Origin of the sequence: Flavobacterium alkalisoli (assembly GCF_008000935.1) — a bacterium.
Lineage (GTDB): Bacteria > Bacteroidota > Bacteroidia > Flavobacteriales > Flavobacteriaceae > Flavobacterium > Flavobacterium alkalisoli.
In genome coordinates, this window is sequence record NZ_CP042831.1 from 2,929,090 (window position 1) to 2,955,459 (window position 26,370).

The 26,370-nt window shown below is 36.4% G+C and carries 23 protein-coding genes and 1 riboswitch; of the genes, 7 read left to right on the forward strand and 16 right to left on the reverse strand.

The window, feature by feature from the left end; all coding sequences use genetic code 11:
• The first annotated feature begins 2 nt into the window (after positions 1-2).
• Positions 3-2,078, forward strand: coding sequence for a M1 family metallopeptidase (locus FUA48_RS13415; protein WP_147583999.1), 2,076 nt, complete (start codon positions 3-5; stop codon positions 2,076-2,078).
• Here FUA48_RS13415 and FUA48_RS13420 read toward each other — a convergent pair whose 3' ends face one another.
• The 6 genes from FUA48_RS13420 to FUA48_RS13445 form a co-directional block, all read right to left on the reverse strand.
• Positions 2,079-2,336, reverse strand: a complete 258-nt coding sequence (locus tag FUA48_RS13420; protein ID WP_147584000.1) for a DUF7660 family protein — start codon at positions 2,334-2,336, stop codon at positions 2,079-2,081.
• Position 2,337: 1 nt separating this feature from the next.
• Positions 2,338-2,910: a hypothetical protein gene (locus tag FUA48_RS13425; RefSeq protein WP_147584001.1), complete on the reverse strand. Its 573-nt coding sequence runs from the start codon at positions 2,908-2,910 to the stop codon at positions 2,338-2,340.
• Positions 2,911-2,917: 7 nt separating this feature from the next.
• The gene (locus FUA48_RS13430; protein WP_147584002.1) at positions 2,918-3,508 is read right to left on the reverse strand and encodes a hypothetical protein; all 591 of its coding nucleotides are present in this window, start codon (positions 3,506-3,508) and stop codon (positions 2,918-2,920) included.
• A 62-nt stretch (positions 3,509-3,570) separates the two neighbouring features.
• Entirely contained in the window at positions 3,571-3,954 is a 384-nt protein-coding gene (locus FUA48_RS13435; RefSeq protein WP_147584003.1) for an acyl-CoA thioesterase, read from the reverse strand.
• 18 nt (positions 3,955-3,972) lie between these two features.
• Positions 3,973-4,668 (reverse strand): adenine nucleotide alpha hydrolase, encoded by a 696-nt coding sequence (locus FUA48_RS13440; protein WP_240732464.1) that lies wholly within the window; start codon positions 4,666-4,668, stop codon positions 3,973-3,975.
• A gap of 101 nt (positions 4,669-4,769) precedes the next feature.
• A riboswitch (cobalamin riboswitch) is annotated at positions 4,770-4,946 on the reverse strand.
• Positions 4,947-4,995: 49 nt separating this feature from the next.
• Positions 4,996-5,520: a DUF7935 family protein gene (locus FUA48_RS13445; RefSeq protein WP_147584005.1), complete on the reverse strand. Its 525-nt coding sequence runs from the start codon at positions 5,518-5,520 to the stop codon at positions 4,996-4,998.
• A gap of 200 nt (positions 5,521-5,720) precedes the next feature.
• Here FUA48_RS13445 and FUA48_RS13450 point away from each other — a divergent pair, with 200 nt between their 5' ends.
• Positions 5,721-8,060, forward strand: coding sequence for an ATP-dependent helicase (locus tag FUA48_RS13450; protein ID WP_147585007.1), 2,340 nt, complete (start codon positions 5,721-5,723; stop codon positions 8,058-8,060).
• A gap of 75 nt (positions 8,061-8,135) precedes the next feature.
• Complete coding sequence (locus FUA48_RS13455; RefSeq protein WP_129749900.1) at positions 8,136-8,756, forward strand: L-threonylcarbamoyladenylate synthase; 621 nt, start codon at positions 8,136-8,138, stop codon at positions 8,754-8,756.
• A 60-nt stretch (positions 8,757-8,816) separates the two neighbouring features.
• On the opposite strand, the gene FUA48_RS13460 is transcribed toward FUA48_RS13455, so the two are convergent.
• From FUA48_RS13460 to FUA48_RS13470, 4 genes are all read right to left on the reverse strand, one after another.
• Positions 8,817-9,086: a YtxH domain-containing protein gene (locus tag FUA48_RS13460; protein ID WP_147584006.1), complete on the reverse strand. Its 270-nt coding sequence runs from the start codon at positions 9,084-9,086 to the stop codon at positions 8,817-8,819.
• A gap of 30 nt (positions 9,087-9,116) precedes the next feature.
• Positions 9,117-9,311, reverse strand: coding sequence for a hypothetical protein (locus FUA48_RS13465; protein WP_147584007.1), 195 nt, complete (start codon positions 9,309-9,311; stop codon positions 9,117-9,119).
• Between the two features lie 244 nt (positions 9,312-9,555).
• A complete protein-coding gene (locus tag FUA48_RS18400; protein ID WP_168196987.1) occupies positions 9,556-9,729 on the reverse strand; it encodes a hypothetical protein in 174 nt (57 codons plus the stop codon).
• Positions 9,730-9,857: 128 nt separating this feature from the next.
• Positions 9,858-10,397, reverse strand: a complete 540-nt coding sequence (locus FUA48_RS13470; protein WP_147584008.1) for a GNAT family N-acetyltransferase — start codon at positions 10,395-10,397, stop codon at positions 9,858-9,860.
• 140 nt (positions 10,398-10,537) lie between these two features.
• On the opposite strand from FUA48_RS13470, the gene fabG reads away from it, so the two are divergent.
• The 3 genes from fabG to FUA48_RS13485 all read left to right on the forward strand — a co-directional run bounded on the left by fabG (position 10,538) and on the right by FUA48_RS13485 (position 13,867).
• Entirely contained in the window at positions 10,538-11,284 is a 747-nt protein-coding gene (fabG, locus tag FUA48_RS13475) for a 3-oxoacyl-[acyl-carrier-protein] reductase (protein WP_129749896.1), read from the forward strand.
• 50 nt (positions 11,285-11,334) lie between these two features.
• Entirely contained in the window at positions 11,335-13,362 is a 2,028-nt protein-coding gene (locus FUA48_RS13480) for a hypothetical protein (RefSeq protein ID WP_147584009.1), read from the forward strand.
• Positions 13,363-13,438: 76 nt separating this feature from the next.
• The gene (locus tag FUA48_RS13485) at positions 13,439-13,867 is read left to right on the forward strand and encodes an META domain-containing protein (RefSeq protein ID WP_147584010.1); all 429 of its coding nucleotides are present in this window, start codon (positions 13,439-13,441) and stop codon (positions 13,865-13,867) included.
• A gap of 48 nt (positions 13,868-13,915) precedes the next feature.
• Here FUA48_RS13485 and FUA48_RS13490 read toward each other — a convergent pair whose 3' ends face one another.
• Positions 13,916-14,314 carry a glyoxalase gene (locus FUA48_RS13490; protein WP_147584011.1) on the reverse strand — a complete coding sequence of 133 codons (399 nt, stop codon included), beginning with the start codon at positions 14,312-14,314 and terminating at the stop codon, positions 13,916-13,918.
• Positions 14,315-14,388: 74 nt separating this feature from the next.
• Positions 14,389-15,654, reverse strand: coding sequence for an OmpA family protein (locus FUA48_RS13495; RefSeq protein ID WP_147584012.1), 1,266 nt, complete (start codon positions 15,652-15,654; stop codon positions 14,389-14,391).
• A gap of 100 nt (positions 15,655-15,754) precedes the next feature.
• Here FUA48_RS13495 and FUA48_RS13500 point away from each other — a divergent pair, with 100 nt between their 5' ends.
• Positions 15,755-17,107, forward strand: coding sequence for an NAD-dependent succinate-semialdehyde dehydrogenase (locus tag FUA48_RS13500; protein ID WP_147584013.1), 1,353 nt, complete (start codon positions 15,755-15,757; stop codon positions 17,105-17,107).
• A gap of 39 nt (positions 17,108-17,146) precedes the next feature.
• Here FUA48_RS13500 and FUA48_RS13505 read toward each other — a convergent pair whose 3' ends face one another.
• The 4 genes from FUA48_RS13505 to uvrA form a co-directional block, all read right to left on the reverse strand.
• Complete coding sequence (locus FUA48_RS13505) at positions 17,147-19,552, reverse strand: alpha-ketoacid dehydrogenase subunit alpha/beta (RefSeq protein ID WP_147584014.1); 2,406 nt, start codon at positions 19,550-19,552, stop codon at positions 17,147-17,149.
• A gap of 196 nt (positions 19,553-19,748) precedes the next feature.
• Positions 19,749-22,493, reverse strand: a complete 2,745-nt coding sequence (locus FUA48_RS13510; protein ID WP_147584015.1) for a M1 family metallopeptidase — start codon at positions 22,491-22,493, stop codon at positions 19,749-19,751.
• A 227-nt stretch (positions 22,494-22,720) separates the two neighbouring features.
• Positions 22,721-23,446 (reverse strand): LOG family protein, encoded by a 726-nt coding sequence (locus tag FUA48_RS13515; protein WP_147584016.1) that lies wholly within the window; start codon positions 23,444-23,446, stop codon positions 22,721-22,723.
• Positions 23,447-23,475: 29 nt separating this feature from the next.
• On the reverse strand, positions 23,476-26,304 hold the full coding sequence (uvrA, locus tag FUA48_RS13520) for an excinuclease ABC subunit UvrA (RefSeq protein ID WP_147584017.1): 2,829 nt from the start codon (positions 26,302-26,304) through the stop codon (positions 23,476-23,478).
• Positions 26,305-26,370 lie beyond the last annotated feature (66 nt).

The window sequence follows — 26,370 nt, forward strand, 5'->3', positions numbered from 1 at the left end:
CCATGAAACACTATTTTCTTGCCGCTATACTCTTACTAAGCCTTTCGGGTTTTGCCCAACAATATAAAAAAGCGGACTTTAAAACACTTGATGCATATCTTACGTTTGATGTTTCTCATAAAAAAGTGATGGGTAAGGTAAAATATACTTTTGATTTACTTGAAAAAACCGACACCATTACCATTGATGCCCACGACATGGATTATGCTAACGTAACCATTAATGGGAAAAAAGCAGGTTTTGTAGATGCCCCGCATGCTCTAAAATTATACAAAGGTTATAAAAAAGGGAAGAATACGCTGGAGTTTGACTATACAGCCCAACCCAAGCAAACGCTGTATTTTGTAGGTGAGGGAGATGGTCTACAGATATGGACACAGGGGCAGGGGAAGTATACCAGCCACTGGCTACCCAGTTTTGATGATATGAATGAAAAGGTAATATTTAATATTACTATTGGCTATGAACCGGGATTTACCGTTTTATCAAACGGATCAGCGCATACTCAATCTATTATTGGTGACAAAAACCTCTATTGGCATTACAAAATGCAAAACCCTATGAGCAGCTACCTTGTAATGCTGGCTATAGGAAAATTTGATAAAAAAATTGAGATTTCACAATCAGGAACACCAATACATTTATATTATAGGCCTGAAGATCTAAGTAAATTTGAACCGACTTATCGTTACAGCAAACAGATATTCGATTTTTTTGAAAAGGAAATAGGGGTACAGTATGCCTGGGGAATTTACAGGCAGATACCTGTTTTGGATTTTCTTTATGCCGGTATGGAAAACACGACTTCTACCATATTCTCTCAGGATTATGTGGTTGATAATATAGGTTTTAACGATCGCACTTATGTAAATGTAAATGCCCATGAGCTGGCACATCAATGGTTTGGCGATCTTATTACGGCCAAATCAGGTGAACATCACTGGCTACAGGAAGGTTTTGCTACCTATTATGCATTGCTTGCAGAACAGGAGCTTTATGGAGACAATCATTTTTATTACGAACTCTACCAAATGGCCGAAAGGCTTCAACAGGCTTCAAAAACTGATACGATACCTATACTTAACGAAAAGGCAAGCTCTTTAAGCTTTTACCAAAAAGGTGCCTGGGCATTGCATGTTCTAAGAGAAGGCGTAGGGCATGAAAACTTTAGGAAAGCAGTAAAGGCTTATCTTGAAAAGTATGCTTTTAAAAATGTTGATACCGATGATTTCCTGGCAGAGATAAATAAAGTATCTAATTACGACACTCAATCGTTTAAAAAGCGCTGGTTGGAAAACCCGAAGTTTGAAGTAGGGGAGGCCATAGACCTTTTACAGAAAAACGAATTTATTCAGCAGTATTTTGCTATAGGCGGCCTGCAGGATAAGCCTTTTGAGGAAAATCAGGAAATGTTTACGAATATAATGGAGTCGGATGCTTTTTGGCCTTTAAAGGAAGAAGTATTGTTTCAGCTGGCAGAAGTTCCTTTTGATAAAAAGGCGGTAATAGTGCGAGCTGCCATGAAAACAAATAATGTAAAGATTAGGCAGGCTGTAGCACGAACAGTTACAACTATTCCGGACGAGTTTTTTGATGAATATAAATCCTTAATGAAGGATGAATCATACATTACAAGGGAAATAGCCTTGAATGTACTTTGTACCCGCTTTCCTGAAAAGATAGGGGAGTTTTTAGATGTTTCGGATACCTGGGTTGGGTTTAATGACAAGAATCTTCGTATACTGTGGCTTACTTTTGCCTATACTACCGAAGGTTATCGAAGTGACCTTAAAGAAAGTTATTATAGCGAACTTCAGGAGTATGCCTCTCCTAAATATGAAAGCAGTATCCGCCAAAATGCATTGTCTAATCTTATGTATATTGGTAAACAGGACGAGGTTGTTTTAATTAATCTTGCCCGTGCCACACAGCACCACAAATGGCAGTTTGCCAAATTTGGCCGTGACAACATAAGAAAGCTCCTTAAAAAAGACGGTTATAGGGATGCCTTTACAGCAATATTGCCTCAGCTTAAGGATAACGAAAGAAAAAGACTCGAGCAGTTACTGGTAGAATAGTTATTCGTAGGCAATAGCTCCTCTTAGTATATCTGCAAATACCTGCCAGTCTGCTATATCAGGATTTCTGTCTTGTTTTGTATTTTTATGTGCACCAGGTATATCCACAGCGTAAGCAGACAGTGCTTCTAAAAAAGATTCGAGGGCATTGTTCTCCCAATTTTCTGGTTTTGAGGTGTAGTATTTATGCAGAAGTTTTAGAAACTCAACAAAATCTTTCCTACTTGTAATTTGTTTATTATACAGTTCATCTTCCATGTTACTCAATTTTCACCGTTTTGATAAGTTCTGAGTATAATTTTGAATAGTCATCTTCTGACGGAATATCTAGAAATTCCATCTGATATACATATTTTTTATAACGTGTTAAGTAAACTGTGTTTCTAATGACTTGGTCACTATTTTCTGTAGTATAAGTCATTATTAGATATAGGTATTTATTGTTATTAATAATAATTTCTGTAGGTTCGACTAAGATTTTGAAATTATCATAGTAGTCTACTTTTTTTAAACCAGATGTTACTTCTTTTTTAAAAATATCAAAATCATCTATTATGTTTAAAACCATGCTAAATGTCATGTGCGGGTAAATTCTATTATGGGGTTTTATAGAATGTACTAAAGAAACTAGATAACCGTCTTTAAATAAATCATCCTTTTCGGCTTCACTTAATATCGTATCTGGAGGGACTATTGTCACATCATCCCCATTATCGATTACCCATCCTTCAGGAATATCTATTGAAAAGCCAAAAGTTTTACTTTCAAATCTTTCTTGTGCAAATGATAGATTAAAGCAAATAAGTAAGGTGTAAAATATTTTTTGCTTCATATTTTTATTAACCAACTTTAATAGTCTTTACCGCTGCTTCAAATTCTTTAGAACGGTCTTTGCCTTTTATCTCATCGGTAAAATTAAGATGGAAAACATAGTTTTTATATGGTATAACGTAGGTATAAGTACGTATTGTAGTATTCTTACCGTTTACCATCATAGAGTAGGTAGCAATATAATATACGCTCTTTATCCCTGAAATTTCTATTTGTTTAGGCTTCTGTACAAATTTAAAGTCCAGTTGGTATTTCTTTAAGGCTTCAGCATTTTTCTCGGTAGCCTTTAAAAGTTTTTTAGGATCTTTTTCAGAATTGCCGGCTACATTAAACTGCATTTTAGGAGTATAATTACCACCTTCTTTAATAGTTTCCCTGTCATAAAAAAGAGTAAGGAATACAGAACGGCTGTCGTCCAGTATTTTTCTTCTTTCGGCATCACTAACCTCAATATGTGCAGGAAATCCGTCACGATTGTCTTCCCACCATGTTTGCGGAATCTCAATAGTAAACCCGAAAGCCTTGTTGTTGTATATTTTTTGTGCAAAGGCAGAACTTACGCTTAACAGAAGTAAAAGGGCTATTAATGTCTTTTTCATGGCTTAAATTATTTAGTAGCAAACATAATCAAAAAAGGCATCCGATTCCAGATGCCTTTTAATTAAACGATTTTTACAGGGACTTTATTTTCATCTATAGCCACAAAAGTAAATTCTCCTGTTACTGCTTTTTCCCTGCTGTTTTCATACATCTGCTCCACATAAATCTCTACTCTAACCTTAAGGCTGGTTGTACCTACATAAGTAACCTTACCTATAAGTTCTACAATAGTTCCCGCAGGTATGGGCTTTTTAAAGTCGATACGGTCACTGCTAACGGTTACCATACGCTGACGGCTAAAACGTGTTGCGGTTATAAAAGCAACCTCGTCCATTAGATGCATGGCAGTTCCTCCAAATAGCGTATCATAATGGTTTGTAGTGTTAGGAAATACAGCTTTAAATATTCTTGTTTCCGATAGTTTTATTCTTTCTTCAGTTGTCATGTTTATGGAAGTTATTTGTTAAGGCAATAAGTCGCAAAACCAGTATCCGGTTTTGGTGCCGTGATTATCATATTCTCTGTAAATAGTTTCACCAATAGTAAAATCTACTGGTTTTTTAAAGTAAGAGGCGTCAAAGCAAAAGGTATGAAACTCTCCGTTTTCACCACATGGGTCTACATCGTCCGGAAGTTCCTTAATAAAATCATGGTCAATAACACGGCCCACAAATGATTTGTCCAGTTTAGTACCGTTTACACAAACCGTTATGGTTTTAAATCCGGAGTCTATAAATTCAGTGAGCAATTGTTTTGTGTCTTTCTTCCAAAGGGGAAATACCGCTTTAAGGCCAAATGGTTCCAGTTGCTTTTCCCTATAAACTTTAAGATCTTCCAAAAAGATATCTCCAAAAGCAGCCGTAGTATAATTTTGCTCAAGTAATTCATCAACCTTAGCACGCATTATAGCCTCATAATCTTCATTGCTTGGTTGTAACGGGAGTTCTATGGTTGTTATAGGTATACCAATGGCTTCAACCTGTTTTAAAAGAAGTTCTTTTCGTAGTCCGTGCATGCTTACACGATCGTAATGAGAGTTAACCGAAGTTAGCAGGCAGTCTACACTGTAGTTTTTATCCTGTAACAGATAATGTAGTGCAAGCGCACTGTCTTTGCCGCTGCTCCAGTTAAAATAAGTTTTTTGTTTGTTCTCCGTCACTTTTTTGAGTTTATAATGCTTTGCGGAGCAGGGTGAAGGCATGGCACACTTTCTCTTTAAACAAAGATTAGTGCCAGGACATCACTTTAACCGCGAAAGCATAGTCATTATTTAGTAAGGCAGGTCTCCTGGCTCGTACATTTTATCTTCCTTCCCGCACTGGCAGTGGATATTTTGATAAAACTTTTATAGTACTTTACAGTTGCGCGACAGCCCGCGATTTTCACACGGTTCCCTATTAATCTGCGTTAAGCAGAACCTTTTGGCAAATATAAACTAAAAAGGCATCCTTTTTAGGGATGCCTTATATAAAATACTGTAAAGATGTTATTGCCACATTTCTGCTACCTCATTTTTAAGGTAAGCAACAGCTACACTGCTGGGGCTTTGTTTATCAAACAAATCGGTAAGTATAACCTCTCTTAATTTGTTTGCAGAATCTACCTTTTCACTCATACTAGCCTTACGTATCATTTGTATGGTAGCATTTTTAGCAGTAGTAATTATATCCCAGCTTTCAGCCGATATATATATCTGCTGAGTAAGATTGTGCTCATATTCCTGCTCAATTTGTGCAATTACATAATCTTCATAATCAAGTTTGTTTGATGACTGCGGTGCAATTCTTATAAGTAGTTTAGAAGGATTAATCCTTTCAAGAAAAAGCACCAATCTTTCATAAGCCTGTAGCCTTAAAGGCATTGCATGCTTTTGTGCATCTTTGTGTAAAAGGTAACGGCGGCGGCCTTCGTCATTTTTACGTTGTGTGTCAAAAAAATAGTAGGCAACAAATCCTACTATTATAGAAGGTAGTGTATAGGCAAGTACATCAATAAATTTTGTGAAATCCATGTTTAGTAATAGTTTGGTGTAATAGTGTAACGCAGTTTTTTATTATAAAATTGTAAGAGGCGAAAATAATCAAATACTTTTTGTAAGGTAAATTTATTGTGAATAATTTTTAACAAAAAGTAGGGTAGTAGAGATAAATAAGAGGTTTAAATCCCAACCAAAATTCGTTACTTTTGCTCTTTATAAAAGTTATGACGGAAATAGAAAGATATATAAGCCAGTTAAATGAAGCGCAAAGGGCTCCGGTTTTACAGAAAGACGGGCCTATGATTGTAATTGCGGGTGCAGGATCGGGTAAAACAAGGGTGCTTACCATGCGTATTGCTTATCTTATGGCACAGGGAGTGGATGCATTTAATATACTTGCACTTACCTTTACCAATAAGGCTGCCCGTGAGATGAAAAAGCGTATTGCCGACATTGTGGGTAACTCTGAAGCTAAAAACTTATGGATGGGTACCTTTCACTCAATCTTTGCTAAAATACTGCGTTTTGAGGCCGATAAGCTTGGTTATCCGTCAAACTTTACTATTTATGACTCTCAGGACAGTATACGCCTTATAGGTTCTATTATCAAGGAAATGCAGCTTGATAAGGATGTCTATAAACCAAAGCAGGTACTAAGCCGTATTTCTACTTATAAAAACAGCCTTATTACCGTTAAGGCCTATTATAACAACCCTGAACTTCAGGAAGCAGATGCAATGTCTAAAAAACCACGACTTGGCGAAATATACGAGCAGTATGTGGAACGTTGCTTTAAGTCGGGAGCGATGGACTTTGACGATCTTCTGTTACGTACTAACGAGTTGCTTAACCGTTTCCCGGATGTACTGATGAAATATCAGGATCGTTTCCGTTATATACTGGTAGATGAGTATCAGGATACCAATCACTCGCAGTATCTAATTGTAAGGGCGTTATCAGACAGGTTCCAGAATATTTGTGTGGTAGGTGATGATGCACAAAGTATCTATGCTTTTAGGGGGGCTAACATCAACAACATCCTTAACTTCCAAAAGGATTATGATAATGTACAAATGTACCGCCTGGAGCAAAATTACCGTTCGTCACGAAACATTGTAGAGGCAGCAAACTCTATTATAGATAAGAATAAAACCAAGCTTGATAAAGTGGTTTGGACGGCCAATGAGGACGGACCTAAAATTAAAGTGCACCGAAGCCTTACCGATGGTGAGGAAGGCAGGTTTGTAGCCAGTACTATTTTTGAGGAGAAAATGCAACAGCAGCTTAAAAACGGAAGTTTTGCGGTGCTGTACAGAACCAATGCACAATCCAGGGCAATTGAGGATGCTTTGCGTAAACGTGACATTCCTTACAGGATTTACGGAGGATTATCGTTCTATCAAAGAAAAGAGATAAAAGATGTATTAGGCTATTTAAGGCTTGTTATCAATCCTAAAGACGAAGAGGCTCTGGTAAGGGTTATCAACTATCCTGCAAGGGGAATAGGGGGTACGACTATAGAAAAACTTACTGTTGCCGCTAACCACTATAAGCGTTCCATTTTTGAAGTAATGGAAAACATAGACAGGATAGACCTTAGATTAAATGCCGGTACAAAAAACAAGATACAGGATTTTGTAACCATGATTAAGAGCTTCCAGATAATTAATGAGACTCAGGATGCCTTTTATCTGGCAGAACATGTTACCAAGAAAACGGGATTAATACAGGAGCTTAAAAAAGATGCAACTCCCGAGGGTATTGCCCGTATAGAAAATATAGAAGAATTACTAAACGGTATAAGGGACTTTATTGAAGGACAGAAAGAGGTAGACGGAGCACGAGGAGCTTTATCTGAATTCCTTGAAGATGTGGCTCTGGCTACCGATATGGATAAGGACACCGGTGATGATGACAGGGTAGCGCTTATGACTATTCACCTTGCAAAAGGCCTTGAATTCCCTCACGTGTTTATTGTAGGTATGGAGGAAGATTTATTTCCTAGTGCCATGAGTATGAATACACGTAGTGAACTGGAGGAGGAGCGAAGGCTGTTTTATGTGGCGCTTACACGTGCAGAACATCAGGCTTATCTTACCTATGCACAATCGCGTTACAGATGGGGGAAACTGGTTGATAGTGAACCTTCACGATTTATAGAGGAAATTACAGATTCTTTCCTGGAATACCTTACCCCTGTAGAGACTAATTATCGCTACAAACCAATGATAAATAATGATATTTTTGGTGACGTAGATAAATCAAAACTAAGATTAAATAAGCCAACAAATGGTATTCCGCCTAAGTGGGTTACTGATAATGATCCTAAACCGGATAGCGGTATACGCAGGCTTAAGCCTATGTCGAGCGGTTCGGCACCAGCTTCATCAGGACCTGCCATGCCGGACAGTAAACTAGCGGTAGGGAATGTTGTAATGCACGAACGCTTTGGTAAAGGGCAGGTGCTTAATATTGAAGGAGCAGGGCCTGATAAGAAAGCCGAAATTAAATTTGATGTAGGAGGGATTAAAAAACTTTTATTACGTTTTGCAAAACTTGACGTTATAGGATAAGCTTTACATTTAAATTAACGCTTATAATAAATCCCTTTCGTAACTTTAAAGTTCGAAAACTGAAATAGACGACCTATGGCACAGTTCATTAAAATATACCCCGAAAATCCGAATGAGCGAGAAATTGCTAAAGTGATTAAAATACTAAAGGACGGAGGGCTTATAATATATCCTACAGACACAGTTTACGGACTGGGTTGTGATATAACAAACAGCAAGGCACTGGAAAAAATAGCAAGGATAAAAGGTATAAAGCTGGATAAGGCTAATTTTTCTTTCATCTGTAGTGATTTAAGTAACTTATCCGATTATGTTAAACAGATAGACACCAGTACGTTTAAAATATTGAAAAGGTCACTACCGGGCCCTTATACTTTTATCCTTCCAGGCAATAACAATCTGCCTAAGGAATTTAAAAAGAAAAATACGGTAGGTATCCGTATACCTGATAATAACATAGCATTAGAAATTGTACGTCAGTTGGGTAATCCTATAGTTTCAACATCTATTCATGATGATGATGAAATATTGGAGTATTCTACAGATCCCGAACTTATTTTTGAGAAATGGCAAAATCTTGTAGATGCTGTTATTGACGGCGGATATGGTGACAATGTAGCTTCTACAATTATAGACCTTTCGGGAGATGAACCTGAATTGGTTAGGGAAGGTAAGGGAGATCCTGATATCTTTTAAGTAAAAGCATAAAAAAAGCTGCCATTGGCAGCTTTTCTGTTTTGGAATAATATTGTTTAGCTAGTTTGTTGCCGGATCAATATTTTTAGCAGTATTCTCTGCTTTATTTTTCATGTTGTCGGCTATTTCTCCGCCTTTGTGCACTACTTCATCAAATTTTCTGCGTGCACTTTCTTTTACATCTTTGTATTTGTTTCTAAGGTCTTTGCCAAGTTCTTCAGCTTTTTCGCAAGCTCCGTCAAGGTATCCTTTTCTTTTTAACATTACTCCTACTACTGCAAGGGCTGCAACACCGGCTGCAATTCCTAATACTACTTTTTTGTTACTCATAGCTGTTTAATTTATATAATTAATAAAATATTATTTGTTGTCACTTTTCCTGTCTGCTTTTACATCGCTTTTCTCTAATTTAGAGTCGCGTTTTACGTCATCCTTATTATCTAAACTACCTAATGATTTTTGTCTGTCTTTTTGAGGCACAGGCTTAGGGTTTTGGTTAGGCACCATATTTTTAGGAAGTGGATCCTTATCGTGATGTATATTTTGATTTTCCATAATATATGTTTTTAAGACGCTTTACTAAGTTAAGCATTCTGAAACCGCAACTGTATTAACGATGTCTTAAAAACAGGACAAACCTTTGTAGTTTAACGTTTTATTATACGTTAACCTCTAAGGTGTTAAAATGTTTAAGAGAAAAATTCAGGAAAGATATAAGCCTAAAATATGGTATAGGCTTAAAAGGGTATAGCACCCTAAGTGTAAGGTGCTTTAGTAAAATTTAATATGTATAGCGGAACTATACAAAAAGAGGATATTCTTGTTCGTCATCATAGATGTCGCTCTCTTCTTCTTCAAGTTCCATTTGCGCCACAAAATTGTAGACTTTTATAAGTCCGAATCCTGCTAGCATCGCCAGGAAAAATTTTACCAGTTTCATTTCTTTTTGTTTTACAAGGTTAATCTTAATCATTACGTTTTTTTTATTTGATTTTTCTTTTCAAGCATAAAATTACAAATAGTAAATCGAAAGCCCTGTGTCTTTAATAAAACTTTAATATTTAAAGAGTTAATTAGCATTAAGTTATTTTTTTCGTAAACTTATAGATACTTTACCATGGTTATTTTGTCGGCAGGATTCTCTTTCTCAAAAAAGTTTTTTATTATGCCGCACTCCTCAAAACCGAACTTTTCATAAAGCTTTATTCCTCCCGTGTTAGTAGAGTAAACTTCAAGCCATATTATATTCAAATTAGATGTAAGAGCCCATTTTATAATACCCTCCATTAATAACGAACCTATTTTTTTATTATGCCAATCATAAGCTATTCCCATACCTATCATTGCCGTATGGTAAAGCTTTTTGCGTTGATTCCCGTTCAGGTCTATATTTCCTATTAGGTTACCATCATATTCAGCTACTAATAAAAGACTGTTCTCTTCATTACTAAACCTGTTTATCCAGGCTGTTTCTTCCAGTATACCGTTTTTATATTCATCTTCATATAGAGGTATGGAGGCAGTACCTTTTATATAACTTTTTTTAAGCTTTATAAGGGCAGGGGCATCTTCTATTTTACCGTTGCGTATTATTATTTTTTTGCCATCGGGCAAAGTATGTTCGTTATAAATATGTTTCATAATTTCATAACAGCTTAATAATGAGTTTCCCTACAAAAATAAACAACCCTTAGTTTGTAAAACAGTAACAGGGTAAGTAAACCACAAACATTTTATTATATTTGTTGCTCTATAAATAAAGAAACAAACAATACGAACATATGAAATTACTAGAAGGAAAAACGGCTATCATTACCGGAGCGAGTAGAGGTATTGGCCGTGGTATTGCCCAGGTTTTTGCTAAACATGGTGCTAATGTAGCTTTTACGTACAGTTCTTCTGCAGAAGCTGCAAAAACATTAGAAGATGAGTTAATGGCCATGGGCATTAAAGCGAAAGGTTATCAGTCTAACGCAGCAGATTTTAATGAAGCTCAGAAACTGGTAGACGAAGTAGTTGAAACTTTTGGTACAGTAGATATACTAATAAATAATGCAGGTATTACAAAAGACAACCTTTTAATGAGAATCTCTGAGGAAGATTTTGATAAAGTTATCGAAGTTAACCTTAAATCAGTATTCAACATGACTAAGGCGGTACAAAGAACAATGCTTAAGCAGCGTCATGGTTCTATCATCAACATGAGTTCTGTTGTTGGTGTTAAAGGTAATGCAGGGCAAACTAACTATGCAGCTTCTAAAGCAGGGGTAATTGGTTTTACTAAATCTGTCGCACTTGAATTAGGATCAAGAAATATCCGTTGTAATGCTATTGCACCTGGATTTATTGAAACAGAGATGACAGAAAAACTGGGAGCAGACGTTATTAAAGGGTGGACAGAGAACATTCCGTTGAAGCGTGGTGGTACTCCGGAAGATGTAGCTAACGCTTGTGTGTACCTTGCATCAGATCTTTCTGCGTATGTTACCGGCCAGACACTTAATGTAGATGGTGGTATGCTTACCTAATTAAGCAAAAAACTAAAATTTAAACTAATTGAAATACCGATAACCAACTAATGACTACATCTACAGTTTTATTAATAATAGTATCTGCACTTGTAGCCTTTGCGTTATCGTTCTATCAATATTTATTTAAAGCCAAAAAGAGAAGCCTTGTGTTTTTCTTTTTGGCTTTTTTACGTTTTATAACATTACTATCTGTTTTTTTACTGCTTATAAATCCGGTTATTACTAAAAAAGATTTTGAGACGGTAAAAACACCATTACCTGTGCTTTTGGATAATTCATTATCTGTTAAGGAGCTTGGCCAGGATAGTATAGCTAAGATACTTGCTGAAAAAATAACACGTAATAATTCACTTAAAGATAAATATGATGTTCAGCTTTATACTTTTGCGGATGGTTTTGAAACCGGAAAAGAACCTGATTTTACAGGAAAGCAGACACACATAGATCAGGCGGTACAAAATTTAAAGCAATTTTACAGGAACACATCATATCCTGTTGTATTGCTTACCGATGGTAATCAGACTATAGGAAATGACTATGTTTACAGCTTTCAGCAAAATACGGCTGTATATCCCGTTGTTTTAGGTGACACTACGGTTTTTCCTGATTTAAAGATCAATCAGCTTAACGTAAATAAGTACGTATTCCTTAAAAACAAATTTCCGGTAGAAGTATTCCTTCAGTATAACGGAAATAAAACAGTTAATGCGGTATTTAGTATTCAGCAGGGTAATACTACTTTAACTAAGCAAAATATTATTTTTACTAAAGACAAAAAAGCACAATCAGTTACCGTATTATTAGATGCTGAAAGAGTAGGAGTACAAACCTTTAGGGCTGTTATATCGTCACCGGAAGAGGAAAAGAACAAATACAATAATATAAAGAACTTTGCTGTAGAGGTTATAGACCAACGCAGTGAAGTTGCTATAGTATCCTCTGTAAACCACCCAGACCTTGGAGCAATAAAACGTGCTGTAGAAAGCAATCAGCAAAGAAAAGTAACCATACTCAAACCAAACGAAATAAAATCTTTAAACGATTTTAATGTTTTGGTTTTATATCAGCCGGATGCTTCATTTAAAGGATTGCTGGATCTGAATAAAAATGCAGGCCTAAACACATGGATAATAACAGGTACTCACACAGATTTTAATTTGCTTAACCAGTATCAGCAAATGCTTTCTTTTAAGATGACCTCTCAAAAGGAAGATTATCTGGCAGATTATGTTTCCTCATTTAATTTGTTTGCTACACAAAATATAGGCTTTGAGCAATTTCCTCCTCTGGAGCACCCCTTTGGTACTGTTAAGCTTAGTGCAGGTACAAATACCTTATTACAGGCAAGAATACGAAATGTGGCTACAGAGAACCCTTTAATGGTATTTTCTGAGAGTGGTGCTTCACGCAGAGCTTTCCTTTTAGGAGAGAATATCTGGAAGTGGAGACTGGAAACACACATAAAAAACAAGTCGTATGATGAGTTTGATATCTTTATAGATAAGACTATTCAGTATCTTGCCACAAATTCTAAAAGAAAATCACTTACCGTAAATAATGAGAGCTTTTACAATTCGGGAGAACCTATTGCTATAACAGCCCAGTATTTTAATAAAAACTATGAGTTTGACGAAAATGCCAGACTGACTATTATTGTAAAAGGTAATGATTCTGACTTTAGTAAGACGTATGATTTTCTAAAAGGAAACAATGAGTATAAGGTAAATATGGACGGATTACCTACAGGGAAATATACTTTTACTGTAAAAGAAAATACCTCAAATACTACTTTAAACGGAAGCTTTGAAGTTCTTGATTTTGAAATTGAAAAACAGTTTGTAAACCCGGATCTTACACGTTTACAGCAAACGGCTGGCAATACAAATGGTCAAGTTTACTATCCTTTACAAATAGAAAAGCTTATTGATTTTCTTTCTAAAAACGATAGTTATAAAGCAACACAGAAAGTAAAAACTACAAAGTCACCACTTATAGACTGGCTCACTTTATTAATTATACTTTGTTTATCATTAGCAATAGAATGGTTTACAAGAAAGTATAACGGGCTTTTATAAAAACCTTAAAAATATTATAACAGCTATATTTTCTGACGATATTTGGCTAAATTTGATATAATCAAATAATCGAGTTATGAAAAAAATAGCGCTTTCAGCTTTAGTATTTTTTGCCTTAGTATGTGTCGCGTCTTGTAAATGCACACAAAAGGCTTCTAAAGCAGTTTTAACCAACAATTCATGGGAATTATCCATGCTCAACGGAAAAGCTCCTAACGCAGCAGATTTTCAAAGAATTTTACCTACTGTAACTTTTTCTGCAGATAATACAATTTCCGGTAACGGAGGGTGTAATGGCTATAGGGGTACTTATACTATAGGTGATGACGGAAGCTTTAAAACCGATAAGGTAGTTGCTACTAAAATGTATTGTGAAGATGCTAAAGGGGAAAATGAGTTTTTTAAAGCATTGGGTAAAGCCGATAAGATTAAAACCGAAAAAAACAGAATTGCCCTGTTATATGAAGATAAAGAAGTTATGGTCTTTGTTCCAAAAACCAAGTAGATTACTATTTACATAAAATAAAAAAGGAGCTTTTAAGCTCCTTTTTTATTATTCGGGTTTTACTAAAACCTGTACCTGATCTTTAAGACGCTCAATAAGTATATTCATCATCCTTTTATTAAGGTTAGATGAGTTTTTTATATACTCCCTAAACTCTTCAACTGTAAATATTGCTATCACCATACCTTTTAAGGCGTTTCTAAACTTGATATCTTTTTGTATGGCATTCTCTATAAAGAATAATTTCTTTTCGATAGTTAGATTGAAAAAATCACCTTTATGCTTATTTACATAGTTAAGAAATGATTCTATAAAAAGGTCGTTTTGTAGTTTAAGGATTGGTCGTAAGGTTTGATTTTGAAATATTTCTTCCTGTGAAGACTGCTCAGTTACTTCGCCAATAGCTCCCCCTCGCATAGAAAGGATAGCTGTGTCACGTTGGTTCATATTTTTCTTTTTCTTAAAGATATAAAAAAACCTCTGCGTTATGCAGAGGTTTTAATTTTATTTATCTGAATTTATTATTTCAGGATGAAAGTAACTCTTCTTACTACCTGACGGGCGTATTTAGAGTCTTTGTTTACTGAAGTATCTTCACCGTTACCTACAATGTTTAGTCTACCAGCATCGATACCAGCATCAACTAAAATTTTCTTAACGTTTTCAGCTCTTCTTGCAGAAAGGTCTTTGTTGTAATCGCTGTTACCGATTTCGTCAGCATAACCTACTACGTCAGCAGAAACTGAAGGGTTTTGTTTTAGATACTTGATTAGGAAGTTGATTCCGCTTACAGACTGTGCATTTGGCTTATCTGAGTTGAAATCGAAGTATACGTTTACATAACCGTTGTTGATTAGACCAGCTAAGTCTCCGCTTACACCTTCGCTAACTTCTTGTTTAATTTCTTTAGTTCTTTGATCTAGGTAAGACTCTAGCTCATCCGGCACACCATTGTTGTTTTTATCAATAGCTCTACCTTTAGTATCAACAGCAACACCTGTTACACTGTTTGGTTCAGCATCTAGATAATCTGGCACACCATCTTTATCAGAGTCATTCATCATAGTTTCGATTTCACCAATTCTTTGCTCTAGAGCTTCAAGTTCGTCAAGTTTTTCATCAACAAACCAGTCAGCATGCTGTTGGTGCTTACCTAAATAAATAGAAAGACCTAAAGTAGCATTGTAAAGTGTGCTGTCAAAACCTTGTTGGCTTCCTGGCGAATATACACCACCATCCCATGTACGTTGTTGAGAGAAGCTATTTACCATTGTAAAGTCAGCGTTTAAAGCTACTCTGTCAGATAATCTAACTTGTCCGGTTAAACCGATTAAGAAACTACCAATCCAGTCTTCACCGTTGAAACGATCATCATTTTTAAGTTGACCAACGCCAACACCCATGTGACCTAAAAGGTTGAATGTTTTAGTCCATGACTCAAACTCCATAATACGCCCAAGGTTAGCATAACCCTGTAAGTTAGCGCTTAATAGTGTAGATTCGAATGCAGGTCCTTTGTCTTCACTCATTTTATCATAGCCAGCTCCAAGTTTTAAACCAAATTTGGTATTGAACATGTACCTGAAACCTAAATCTGCATGAAAGAAATTAAATGCAGATGAATGATAGCCCGGGCTCATTGGATTAGCGGGCTTGCTGAAACCACCGTTAACATCGATTGACCATTTGTTGAAGTCATTCATGTTTCCGGTCTCCTGCACGTCCTGTGCTTTTAAACTTGCCGAAGTAAGGCAAATCATTAATAAAGGTAGTACAACTTTCTTCATAATAATTGTTTATTGTTATCAGTACTTTGAAATTTTTTGTAAATGTAGTAATTTTAAATCTAAGAAAATATGTGTTATTTTTTCATTTTTAAACTTTATTATGCCAGTAACTACCAATCCCTACAACTTAGAAACCCTTTCGGAATATCAGTATTTTCTTGACTTTCAGGTGATTCAAATGCTTGAAATTAGTCAGAAAAGCTTTCAAAAATGGGGAAAAATGCCCCTAAAAAAAAGGTTGAAATTTATCAAAAATTTAATATTTGTTTTAACAAAACAACAACATTTGCTAGCTGAAACATGCTCTAAAGAGATGGGAAAGCCCGTAAAACAGGCTATTGCAGAGGTGAAAAAGTGCGGATTGCTATGTGAATACTATTTAGAGCATGCCGAAAGTTTTCTTGAAAATAAAAATATTAAAACCGAAGCTGGTGAAAGTTTTGTTACTCATGAACCATTAGGAGTAATTTTAGGAGTAATGCCATGGAATTTCCCCTATTGGCAGGTATTCAGGTTTGCTATACCTGCAATTATTGCCGGTAATACAGTAGTTGTTAAGCATGCATCAAATGTTGCAGGTTGTGCCGCATTATTAGAAGATATCTTTAAGGAAGCTGAATTTCCGGAGATTGTATATCAAAACCTGCAAATCTCCGGTGAACAGGTAAAAAATGTGATAGAGAATCCTGTGATAAAAGGAGTTTCTCTTACGGGGAGTGAAAAAGCAGGAGCTTCAGTAGCTTCAGCAGCTGCTAATCTAATAAAAAAATCAGTGCTTGAGCTTGGAGGCAGTAATGCTTTTATAGTTCTTGAAGATGCCGACCTTGATGAAGCAATACCGGTTGCGGTTACTGCCAGAATGCAAAATACAGGGCAAAGTTGTATTGCGGCTAAGCGATTTATAGTTCATAAATCATTATATAATGAGTTTGTTTCCCGTTTTACAGAAGAAGTTAAGAAGATGAAATGTGGTGACCCGTTAGATGAAAGTACTGAAATAGGAACATTAGCAAGAGTAGATTTAGCTGAGGATATAGAAAAGCAGGTTGATAAGTCTGTAAAGATGGGAGCAAGGATAGTAACGGGAGGAAAGCGTAAAGATGCTTTTTATGAGCCTACAGTGCTCGTTGATGTTACTACTGACATGCCTGTATTTAATGAAGAGGTATTTGGCCCTGTAGCACCTGTGGTAGCTTTTGGTACATTTGAGGAAGCTGTTGAATTAAGCAATAATTCATCTTTTGGATTAGGTGTAAATATTTTTACAAAGGATGTAGAAACCCTAAAACAAAAAATTCACCTTTTTGAAGAAGGAGCTGTATTTGTAAATGCTATGGTTAAATCTGATCCGGCATTACCTTTTGGAGGTATCAATAAATCAGGTTTTGGCCGTGAACTTGCTGAAAATGGTATAAAGGAATTTGTAAACGTGAAGACCGTTTATATAAAATAGGGTAAATAAAAATCCCCGCTTATAGCGGGGATTTTAGTATTAGTATAATTCCGGATATTCATTCGGGTTAACCTCATGCATTATAGCATATACTTTCTCATAGATATCTTCAGCAGATGGTTTAGAGAAATAATCACCATCAGTACCATAAGAAGGCCTATGGGCTTTTGCTGTTAATGTTTCAGGTTTACTGTCTAAGTGTCTGTAGGCATTTTGCTCATCCAGTATTTGTTGTAATATGTAAGCCGAAGCACCTCCGGGTACATCTTCATCTATTACTAATAATCTGTTTGTTTTAGCTACGCTCTTAACGATATCATGGTTAATATCGAAAGGTAAAAGAGATTGTACATCAATAATCTCTGCATCAATACCTACTTCCATTAATTCTTTAGCAGCCTGTTCAACAAGTCGCAGGGTAGAACCATAAGAGACAAGGGTGATGTCTTTACCTTCTTTTATAGTTTCAACTACACCAATAGGAGTTTTAAAATCTCCAAGGTTAGTTGGTTTTTTCTCTTTCAAACGGTATCCGTTAAGGCATTCAATCACTAATGCAGGCTCATCTGTCTCTAAAAGGGTGTTATAGAAGCCGGCAGCTTTAGTCATGTTTCTTGGTACAAGTACGTGAATACCACGAATAGCATTAATTATCATTCCCATTGGAGATCCTGAATGCCATATACCTTCTAATCTGTGTCCGCGTGTTCTGATGATTAGCGGAGCTTTTTGCCTGCCAGATGTACGGTACTGTAATGTAGCAAGGTCGTCGCTCATTATCTGTATAGCATATAATAGGTAATCCAGATACTGAATTTCAGCAATAGGGCGAAGGCCTCTCATTGCCATACCTATACCTTGTCCTAAAATAGTTGCTTCACGTATACCGGCATCACAAACACGGAAATCTCCATATTTTTCCTGCATACCTTCAAGTCCCTGGTTAACGTCGCCAATATGGCCACAGTCTTCACCAAAAACAAGCGTTCCCGGATGTTTACTGAATATTGCATCAAAATTGTCACGTATTACCACACGTCCGTCTACTTCTTCAGGAGTATCACCATATTCAGGAAGTACTTCATTTACGCTGAATACATTTTTATCTGACTGAGAGAATAGGTGAGAGCTGTACTTGGGCTGTATTTTAGCTGTATAATCTGTAATCCAGGCAGAAAGGGTCTTTTTACCGCCTTCTTTAACTATTATCCTAAGTACTTTTCTTGCCGTAGTAAGAATTTCTTTTCTTATAGGTTCTTTTACAGCAGAAAGTTCAGCGATATGGTTCTCAATAAATACTTTATTAGGGCTTTGAGCAGCTATATCTTTAAGTACTGTTACAAGTTCGTCACGCTCTTTTTTAATAGGATCGGCATAAGCAGACCAAGCAGCTTTTTTACCCTCAAGAACATCTTTTTTAGCCTGAGCATCAATGGCGTCAAGATCTTCTGCAACAGCCATTTCATTCTCAATCATCCATTTTCTCATTTGGGCAATACAGTCATATTCTGCTTCCCATGATAAACGGTCAGCATCTTTATAACGCTCGTGAGAGCCCGATGTTGAGTGTCCTTGTGGCTGTGTAAGCTCATATACATGTATAAGTACAGGAACATGCTGTTCTCTTGCTATTACAGATGCTCTTTCATAAGCTGATACAAGTTCAGGGTAATCCCAGCCTCTAACAGTTATTATTTCATATCCGTTTGAGTCTTCATCTCTTTGGAATCCTTTTAATATTTCAGATATATTTTCTTTTGTAGTTTGGTGGCGTGCATGTACAGAAATACCATACTCATCATCCCAAACACTCATTACTATCGGTACCTGAAGTACACCGGCAGCATTAATGGTTTCAAAGAAAAGCCCTTCAGAAGTACTTGCATTACCTATAGTACCCCAAGCTACTTCATTACCATTTATAGAGAAGTTGGTTTTGTTTTCAATACCACTAACATTTCTATAGATTTTAGATGCCTGCGCCAAACCTAAAAGTCTTGGCATTTGTCCCGCAGTAGGAGAGATGTCTGCACTGGAATTCTTTTGTTGTGTTAAGCTTTTCCAGTTACCGTTTGCATCAAGGCTGTGAGTGGCAAAATGCCCGCCCATTTGCCTACCTGCAGACATTGGGTCATGCTCTAAATCGCTGTGACCGTATAATCCAGCAAAAAACTGCTGTACTGTAAGCTGTCCTATGGCCATCATGAAAGTCTGGTCGCGGTAATAACCTGAACGGAAGTCACCATTACGAAAAGCTTTAGCCATAGCCAGCTGCGGTACTTCTTTACCGTCACCAAATATACCAAACTTGGCTTTCCCGGTAAGTACTTCACGGCGGCCTAAAAGGCTGCACTCCCTGCTTATTACGGCAATTTTATAATCATTAAGCACTTCTGCTTTAAAATCGTCGAACGAAAGTGATTTTTTTGTTTCTGTCTCAGTCATAAATACGCATGTTGTATGATTACAAATTTAATTAAAAGAATGTAATTTCATAAAATTTGAAGAAAAAAATGATTTCACTTTTAGCAGTGAAAAGAGGATTTGAATATTTTTCGATAAAATATTTTTAATGAAATATTCAAAAAAATGAATAAAATGTATTTTTAAAGAAGTTTTTATTTTCGTTATAAAACCTATATCAAAACCATTTTCTTGTGAATAATTTTAAAAGTGTTCCCGGACTTAAAGTAACTACAAACCTTATATTTTGGCTATAATTGCTGTCATTCAGCTCAAAACCGTTTGAAGAATACACCGGGAAATACAATTCAAAATAATCAGTTAGGAGATTTAAACGGATTCCCGTATCGTAAACAAATTCGGCATTTTCATATTTATTTTTCAAAAATCCCATATCGCCGTATACTTCAACCCAGTTCCATACATTTATACTTGCATTAACGGTTGTCATCCACTGGTTGGCGTATCTTGTATCCAGTTTTGACTTAAACCCACCTTCGGCCATTATAAACTGTTGGCTATATATACCTGTAGTTTCAGATCTTCCGTAAAAATTATAGTCAAATAAATAATCAGTAGGGCGGTCAAGGCCAAAGCTATAATAGTCTGAACTTGTATCCCTATACATAAACATACCTCCGTAAAAGCGAAGATTTAACTGTGTATTGTCATAAAACAATCTTCTTATCTGTACTTCTCCTGCCAATTTACCAAAGTTACTGGCTATCTGTAAATCGGTAGAATAGTCTATATGCCTGATGATTTCTGATTCTGCAGAAGTGTATCGGGCATTAAATACAGAATAATCTTCGTTTTGCTTATCAAAATTATATGCCGACTGCTCCCTGTTTACGGAAACATATCTGAAAAGAAGGAATTGTTTTTTGTTCTTTCGTAAATCTGTATCCCTAAAACGGAACTGTACACTTGGCGTAAACTTCACATAAGCGGCATCCGGCTCGTAATGATATGTTGAACCGCTTAGGCCATATCTGATATTATACAGGCTGCCGCCATCTCTTATATATTGATTAAACAGCATTGAGGCTGAACCAATCATAGTACCAGTTTTACTGGAGTAGGTAGGAGTTATATCAAAAATAATGGGTTTATCAAGTAATGATTTATTATGAAAACGAAGCCCTACCGAAACACCATCATAAAGGTTAAAGGTAAAGTTAGGGACATAAAAAATCTGGTTATACCCCGGGTTTTCAAGATCCTGAAAGAAAGTAAACTTAACAGGCTTGTTGTTTATTACTACTTTGTTTAGTTTCTTCCAGTTATTGCGCCTGTTGTATTCGGGTATTTCGTTTTCATAATTTATAGAAAGCTTGTCTGCATCCTGTCGGGCTATAGTAAAAGTGCTGTCGATTTTAATATTTTCAAGCCATTGTTTAAAAACAATCTGTCCATCCTTAAGTCCGTATAAGGAAACCGGGGCATCAGCGTGTGTTTTGTTCTTTATTGTTACCTCTACAGAATCCTTATCTCTTTTAACCTTACCAAATTTAAAGTCAATAATAGTTCTGTCGTCTACTAATTCACTGTAAAACCAAGCTGTTTCCTTATCAGTTTTAGAGTCTATTATGTTTCTGAAATCAGTTCTGTTTGTCTGTTGGCTTTTGTTTAGCTCAAAATACTCTTTTATTGAATTGCTTACTGTACCTTCACCTAAATAACTTTCTAAGTAGTTAAGTGCTATTCCGGCTTTATATTTTCCGGCTAACTGTTCATTGAACTTTATAAAAGTATTTTTCGGATCGCCAATAGGCTGATCAAGGTTCTTTCTTGCCATTAAAAGATAAAGATAGCTGTACTGATCATTGTAAGGGACCCTAAAAAGGTTATATCCTTTTAATATTCCCCATTTTATTCCCGCCATGGTTTTATCCGGGTGATACTGCTCAACATACTTATACATTAAATAGGTTTGCAAAGCATCATAAATCCAGTTGTCTTCACGAGGATTTATATTCAACGTGTTTTTTAGGTAGTTATTTAGGTAGGTCTTTAGAAATTTAACCTCATAAATAAAAGAGTCCGGGAACGGAGTAATAAATGCAGGAAGCTGGTTTAATCCGTAAACCGGGTTTCTTTCATAATCAACTTCGCTAACTACTATTTTTCCGTTAGGATAACTACCCAGATTTTCGTTGGTAAATTTGATAATATTATCAATAAGGTGGGCTTTTTGATAATCGGTAACCCTGCTATCAATCAGGTTTGTTTCTACAATTACAGAGGAGCTGTTATAAACATTAAAATTATTTTGCTGTTGGATTATCATGCTGAAACCGGCACGATTTTCACCTATAAAGAAATATTTTTCACCATCATCAGTAGGCGTAACATTTCCCTGATATAAATCGGTACTTATCGTAAGCTTATTATGAGTGGTAAGAGTGAGCTGATAGTCGCAAAAAGTATTTGCTATATCATCAAGGTTTTCGTTACTGTATTTTACAAACTTTCCGTTTTCAATACGGGCAGGGGTAAGGTACCAGTCCTTAAGCATTAGGTTACCGTTATTGTCATATCCGTAGCGGGTAAATTTGTCATTTGGAAGCTTAACGTCATATACAATATTTATTGTAAACTTTTCATTTGGGTAAATGGGTTTAATTAATTGTATATCAAGTAAATCAGGATTTTCTTCAGGCCTTTTTCTTTTTAGCTGAACGCCATACTGGTTTGTTATGGAGTATATTGTTGTCTTTCCTCGGTTTTCATCTTTTTCCCTGTGAAATGATCTTACAAATTCATCTGAAAAGCGCTTGCCAAGGGGAGTGGTTTTGTCTGAATAAGCATTATTCCAGTCGTTAAGGATAAATTCTCTTAAGGTATCCTGAGACTCGTTATAAAAAGTAATTTCCTGATTTACTTTAAGGACCTTATTTTCATAGTCCAGTTCAACATTCATTTTATTGAGATGCTGTGCATGGGAAACTGATGAAAAAATCAGAAATAAAAGAAGTAAGATCCCGAATTTACTTTTCAAAGGTATGGCTTAAATTAATTACTAATCAATATCACTAAAATAGGATTTACATGCGTACTACAAACTATGCATGCATTAATATTTACTTAAAAAGATGAGAATTATTGCAACTGGTTGCCTGTAAAAAAGTTAAAACTCATCAATTAAGATTAGAAGTTAGGGCTAAGGTTATATTTTTTATAGAAAGTATCTATAACCTCAAGAACTTCATCTTCAGTATCTACGAGTTTTATAAGTTTCAGGTCTTCAGGACTTGCGTTAAAATATTTTTCTATCAAAACAGTTTTAATCCAGTCCATTAATCCGCCCCAAAACTCAGTACCTACAAGTATAATAGGGAATTTGGCAATCTTTTTTGTCTGTATAAGTGTAATGGCCTCAAACATTTCGTCCAGAGTTCCAAAGCCCCCGGGCATAACCACAAATCCCTGAGAGTACTTAACAAACATTACTTTTCTAACAAAAAAGTAATCAAAGTTAAGGTTCTTATCCTGGTCTATATAAGGGTTAAAATGCTGTTCGAAAGGAAGTTCTATATTAAGACCCACAGAAGGACTCATCCCTTTAGCGGCGCCTTTATTTCCTGCCTCCATAATACCGGGGCCACCACCTGTTATAACACCATAACCTGCTTTAGAAATTTTTTCGGCAATCCTTTCAGCTAACTGATAGTATTTGTCACTTGATTTTGTCCTGGCAGAACCGAAAATTGAAACACAGGGACCTATACGAGCCATCGATTCAAATCCGTTTACAAATTCTGACATTACCTTGAAGATTACCCAGGAGTCGTTACTTCTTATTTCACTCCATGGTTTTTGTTTTAAGCCTTCTAGAATTTTGTCGTCTTCATTTTCGTAATGTTCTTTTGACATAGCAACAATTTATATTTTTAGGTATAGAACTAAGATAGCTCTTTTTTAAGGAATTTTGCAGTATAGCTTTTCTTATTCTTTATTATTTCTTCCGGTGTACCTTTAGCAACGAGCTGGCCTCCGCCTTTACCGCCCTCATAACCAATATCTATGATATAGTCGGCAAGTTTAATAACGTCCATATTATGTTCTATAATAAGAACAGTATTACCCTTGTTTACCAATCTTGTAATAACTTCCATCAATACTCTTATATCCTCAAAATGAAGGCCTGTGGTAGGCTCATCCAGTATGTAGAAGGTATTACCTGTGTCTTTTTTAGAAAGTTCTGTAGCCAGTTTAATACGCTGTGCTTCACCGCCTGATAGGGTAGTGCTTTGCTGTCCTAAGGTAATATATCCTAGACCTACATCCTGTATGGTTTTAATTTTACGGTATATTTTAGGGATATTCTCAAAAAACGGAACAGCTTCATCCACTGTCATCTCAAGTATATCTGATATTGATTTGCCTTTATAGCGTATTTCAAGCGTTTCACGGTTAAAGCGTTTACCCTGGCAGGTTTCACACTCTACATAAACATCTGGAAGGAAGTTCATTTCAATAACCCTAAGTCCCGATCCCTCACAGGTTTCACAACGACCGCCGCTAACATTAAAGCTGAATCTGCCCGGCTTGTAACCTCTAATCATTGCTTCCGGTGTTTGTGTAAACAGCCTGCGGATTTCAGAAAACACATCGGTATAGGTAGCAGGGTTAGATCTTGGTGTACGCCCGATAGGAGACTGGTCTATATCAATTACCTTATCAATATTTTCAAGCCCTTCAATCTTTTTATAAGGCTGTGGTTTTTTTACCGCATTAAAGAAATGGGTATTAAGAATAGGGTATAGGGTTTCGTTAATAAGGGTAGATTTACCACTGCCCGAAACACCTGTAACACAAATAAGCTTACCTAACGGAAACTCTACTGTAACATTTTTAAGGTTATTACCGCTTGCTCCGGTTAGTTTAATGGTTTTTCCGTTTCCTTCACGACGCTTCTTAGGAACCTCAATCTGTTTTTCACCGTTTAGGTAAGCCGCAGTTAACGTATGTTCCTTGTAAAGTTCTGCAGGAGTACCTTTACTAACAATCTGTCCGCCAAAACGGCCGGCAGCAGGGCCAATATCGATAACATAATCAGCTCGCTCTATCATGTCTTTATCGTGCTCTACCACGATAACAGAGTTACCTATATCCCTTAGCTGTTCCAGTGAATGGATAAGTTTTTCATTATCACGCTGATGCAGACCTATACTCGGTTCATCCAGGATATACAACACCCCTACAAGCTGAGAGCCTATTTGTGTTGCAAGCCTTATACGTTGTGCCTCACCACCAGAAAGCGATTTAGAGCTTCGGTTAAGAGCAAGATAATTAAGGCCCACATCCAGAAGAAAACTTAATCTGGCCTTGATTTCCTTAACGATTTCCGAAGCAATTACCTTTTGCTTTTCCGAAAGTCTTTCATCGAGATTTTCAAACCATTCTGCAAGGTCTGATACATCCATTAATGAAAGTTCCGCTATATTCTTATTGTCTATTTTAAAGTATAGTGATTCTTTTTTAAGTCGTGTACCATTACAAACAGGGCACTCCACTTCGTCCATGAAATCTTTCGCCCAACGTTTAATAGAAGAAGATCCGCTCTCGTCATACTGGTTTTTGATAAAGCTGGAAATACCTTCAAAATCAATTTTGTATTCACGGTTAACACCCAGTGTTTTAGAATTGATAGTGAATTTTTCCTTACCGCCGTTCATTATCATATCCATTGCCTCAGCAGGAATGGTTTCTATCGTATCAGTAAGCTTAAACCCGAATTTTTCACCTATTACCTCAAGCTGTTTGAATATCCATGAATTTTTATATTCTCCAAGAGGGGCAAAACCTCCCTGTTTTATGGATAGTTTAGGGTTAGGTATTATTTTGTTAAGGTTGATTTCGTTTACGGTTCCTAAACCATTACAATTATCACAAGCTCCTTTAGGGGAGTTGAAAGAAAAGTTATTCGGTTCTGGATTAGGGTAGGAGATACCCGAGGTAGGACACATTAAGTTACGACTGTAATAACGTGCCTCATTGGTATCATGCTCTATAACCATCATCACGTCGTCACCATGATACATCGCTGTTTTAATACTTTCGCTAAGGCGCTTATCTAAATCGGCACTGGTATCAACCTGCATACGGTCTATAACCGTTTCTATATCGTGGGTTTTGTAGCGGTCCAGTTTCATACCGCTTTCTATGTCTTTTATTTCGCCGTCAACACGAACTTTAAGAAAGCCCTGTTTAGAAATTTGCTCAAATAATTCACGATAATGCCCTTTACGTGCACGAACAATAGGAGCAAGGATTGTAATGCGTTTACCGTTAAACTTTTCAACAATAAGTTCCTTGATCTGGTCGTCGCTGTAGCTAACCATTTTTTCTCCGGTAACATAGCTGTATGCTTCACCGGCGCGGGCATATAATAGCCTCAAAAAGTCGTAAATCTCGGTAATGGTCCCTACTGTAGAGCGCGGACTCTTACTTGTGGTTTTCTGTTCTATGGCAATAACCGGAGATAACCCGTCAATTTTATCTACATCTGGGCGTTCCAGTCCGCCTAGAAACTGACGTGCATAAGCAGAGAAGGTCTCGATGTACCTGCGCTGCCCTTCGGCATAAATGGTATCAAAAGCAAGTGATGATTTTCCCGAGCCTGAAAGCCCTGTTATAACAACAAGTTTTTCGCGGGGAATGGAAACATCTATATTTTTAAGGTTATGGGCGCGTGCACCCAGTACTTCAATAGTATCTTCGTTTAGCATAGCAAATTTGTGCAAAACGCAAAGATACTGATTTTAAAGGTATTTTTTAAATGAGGCAAGAGTAAG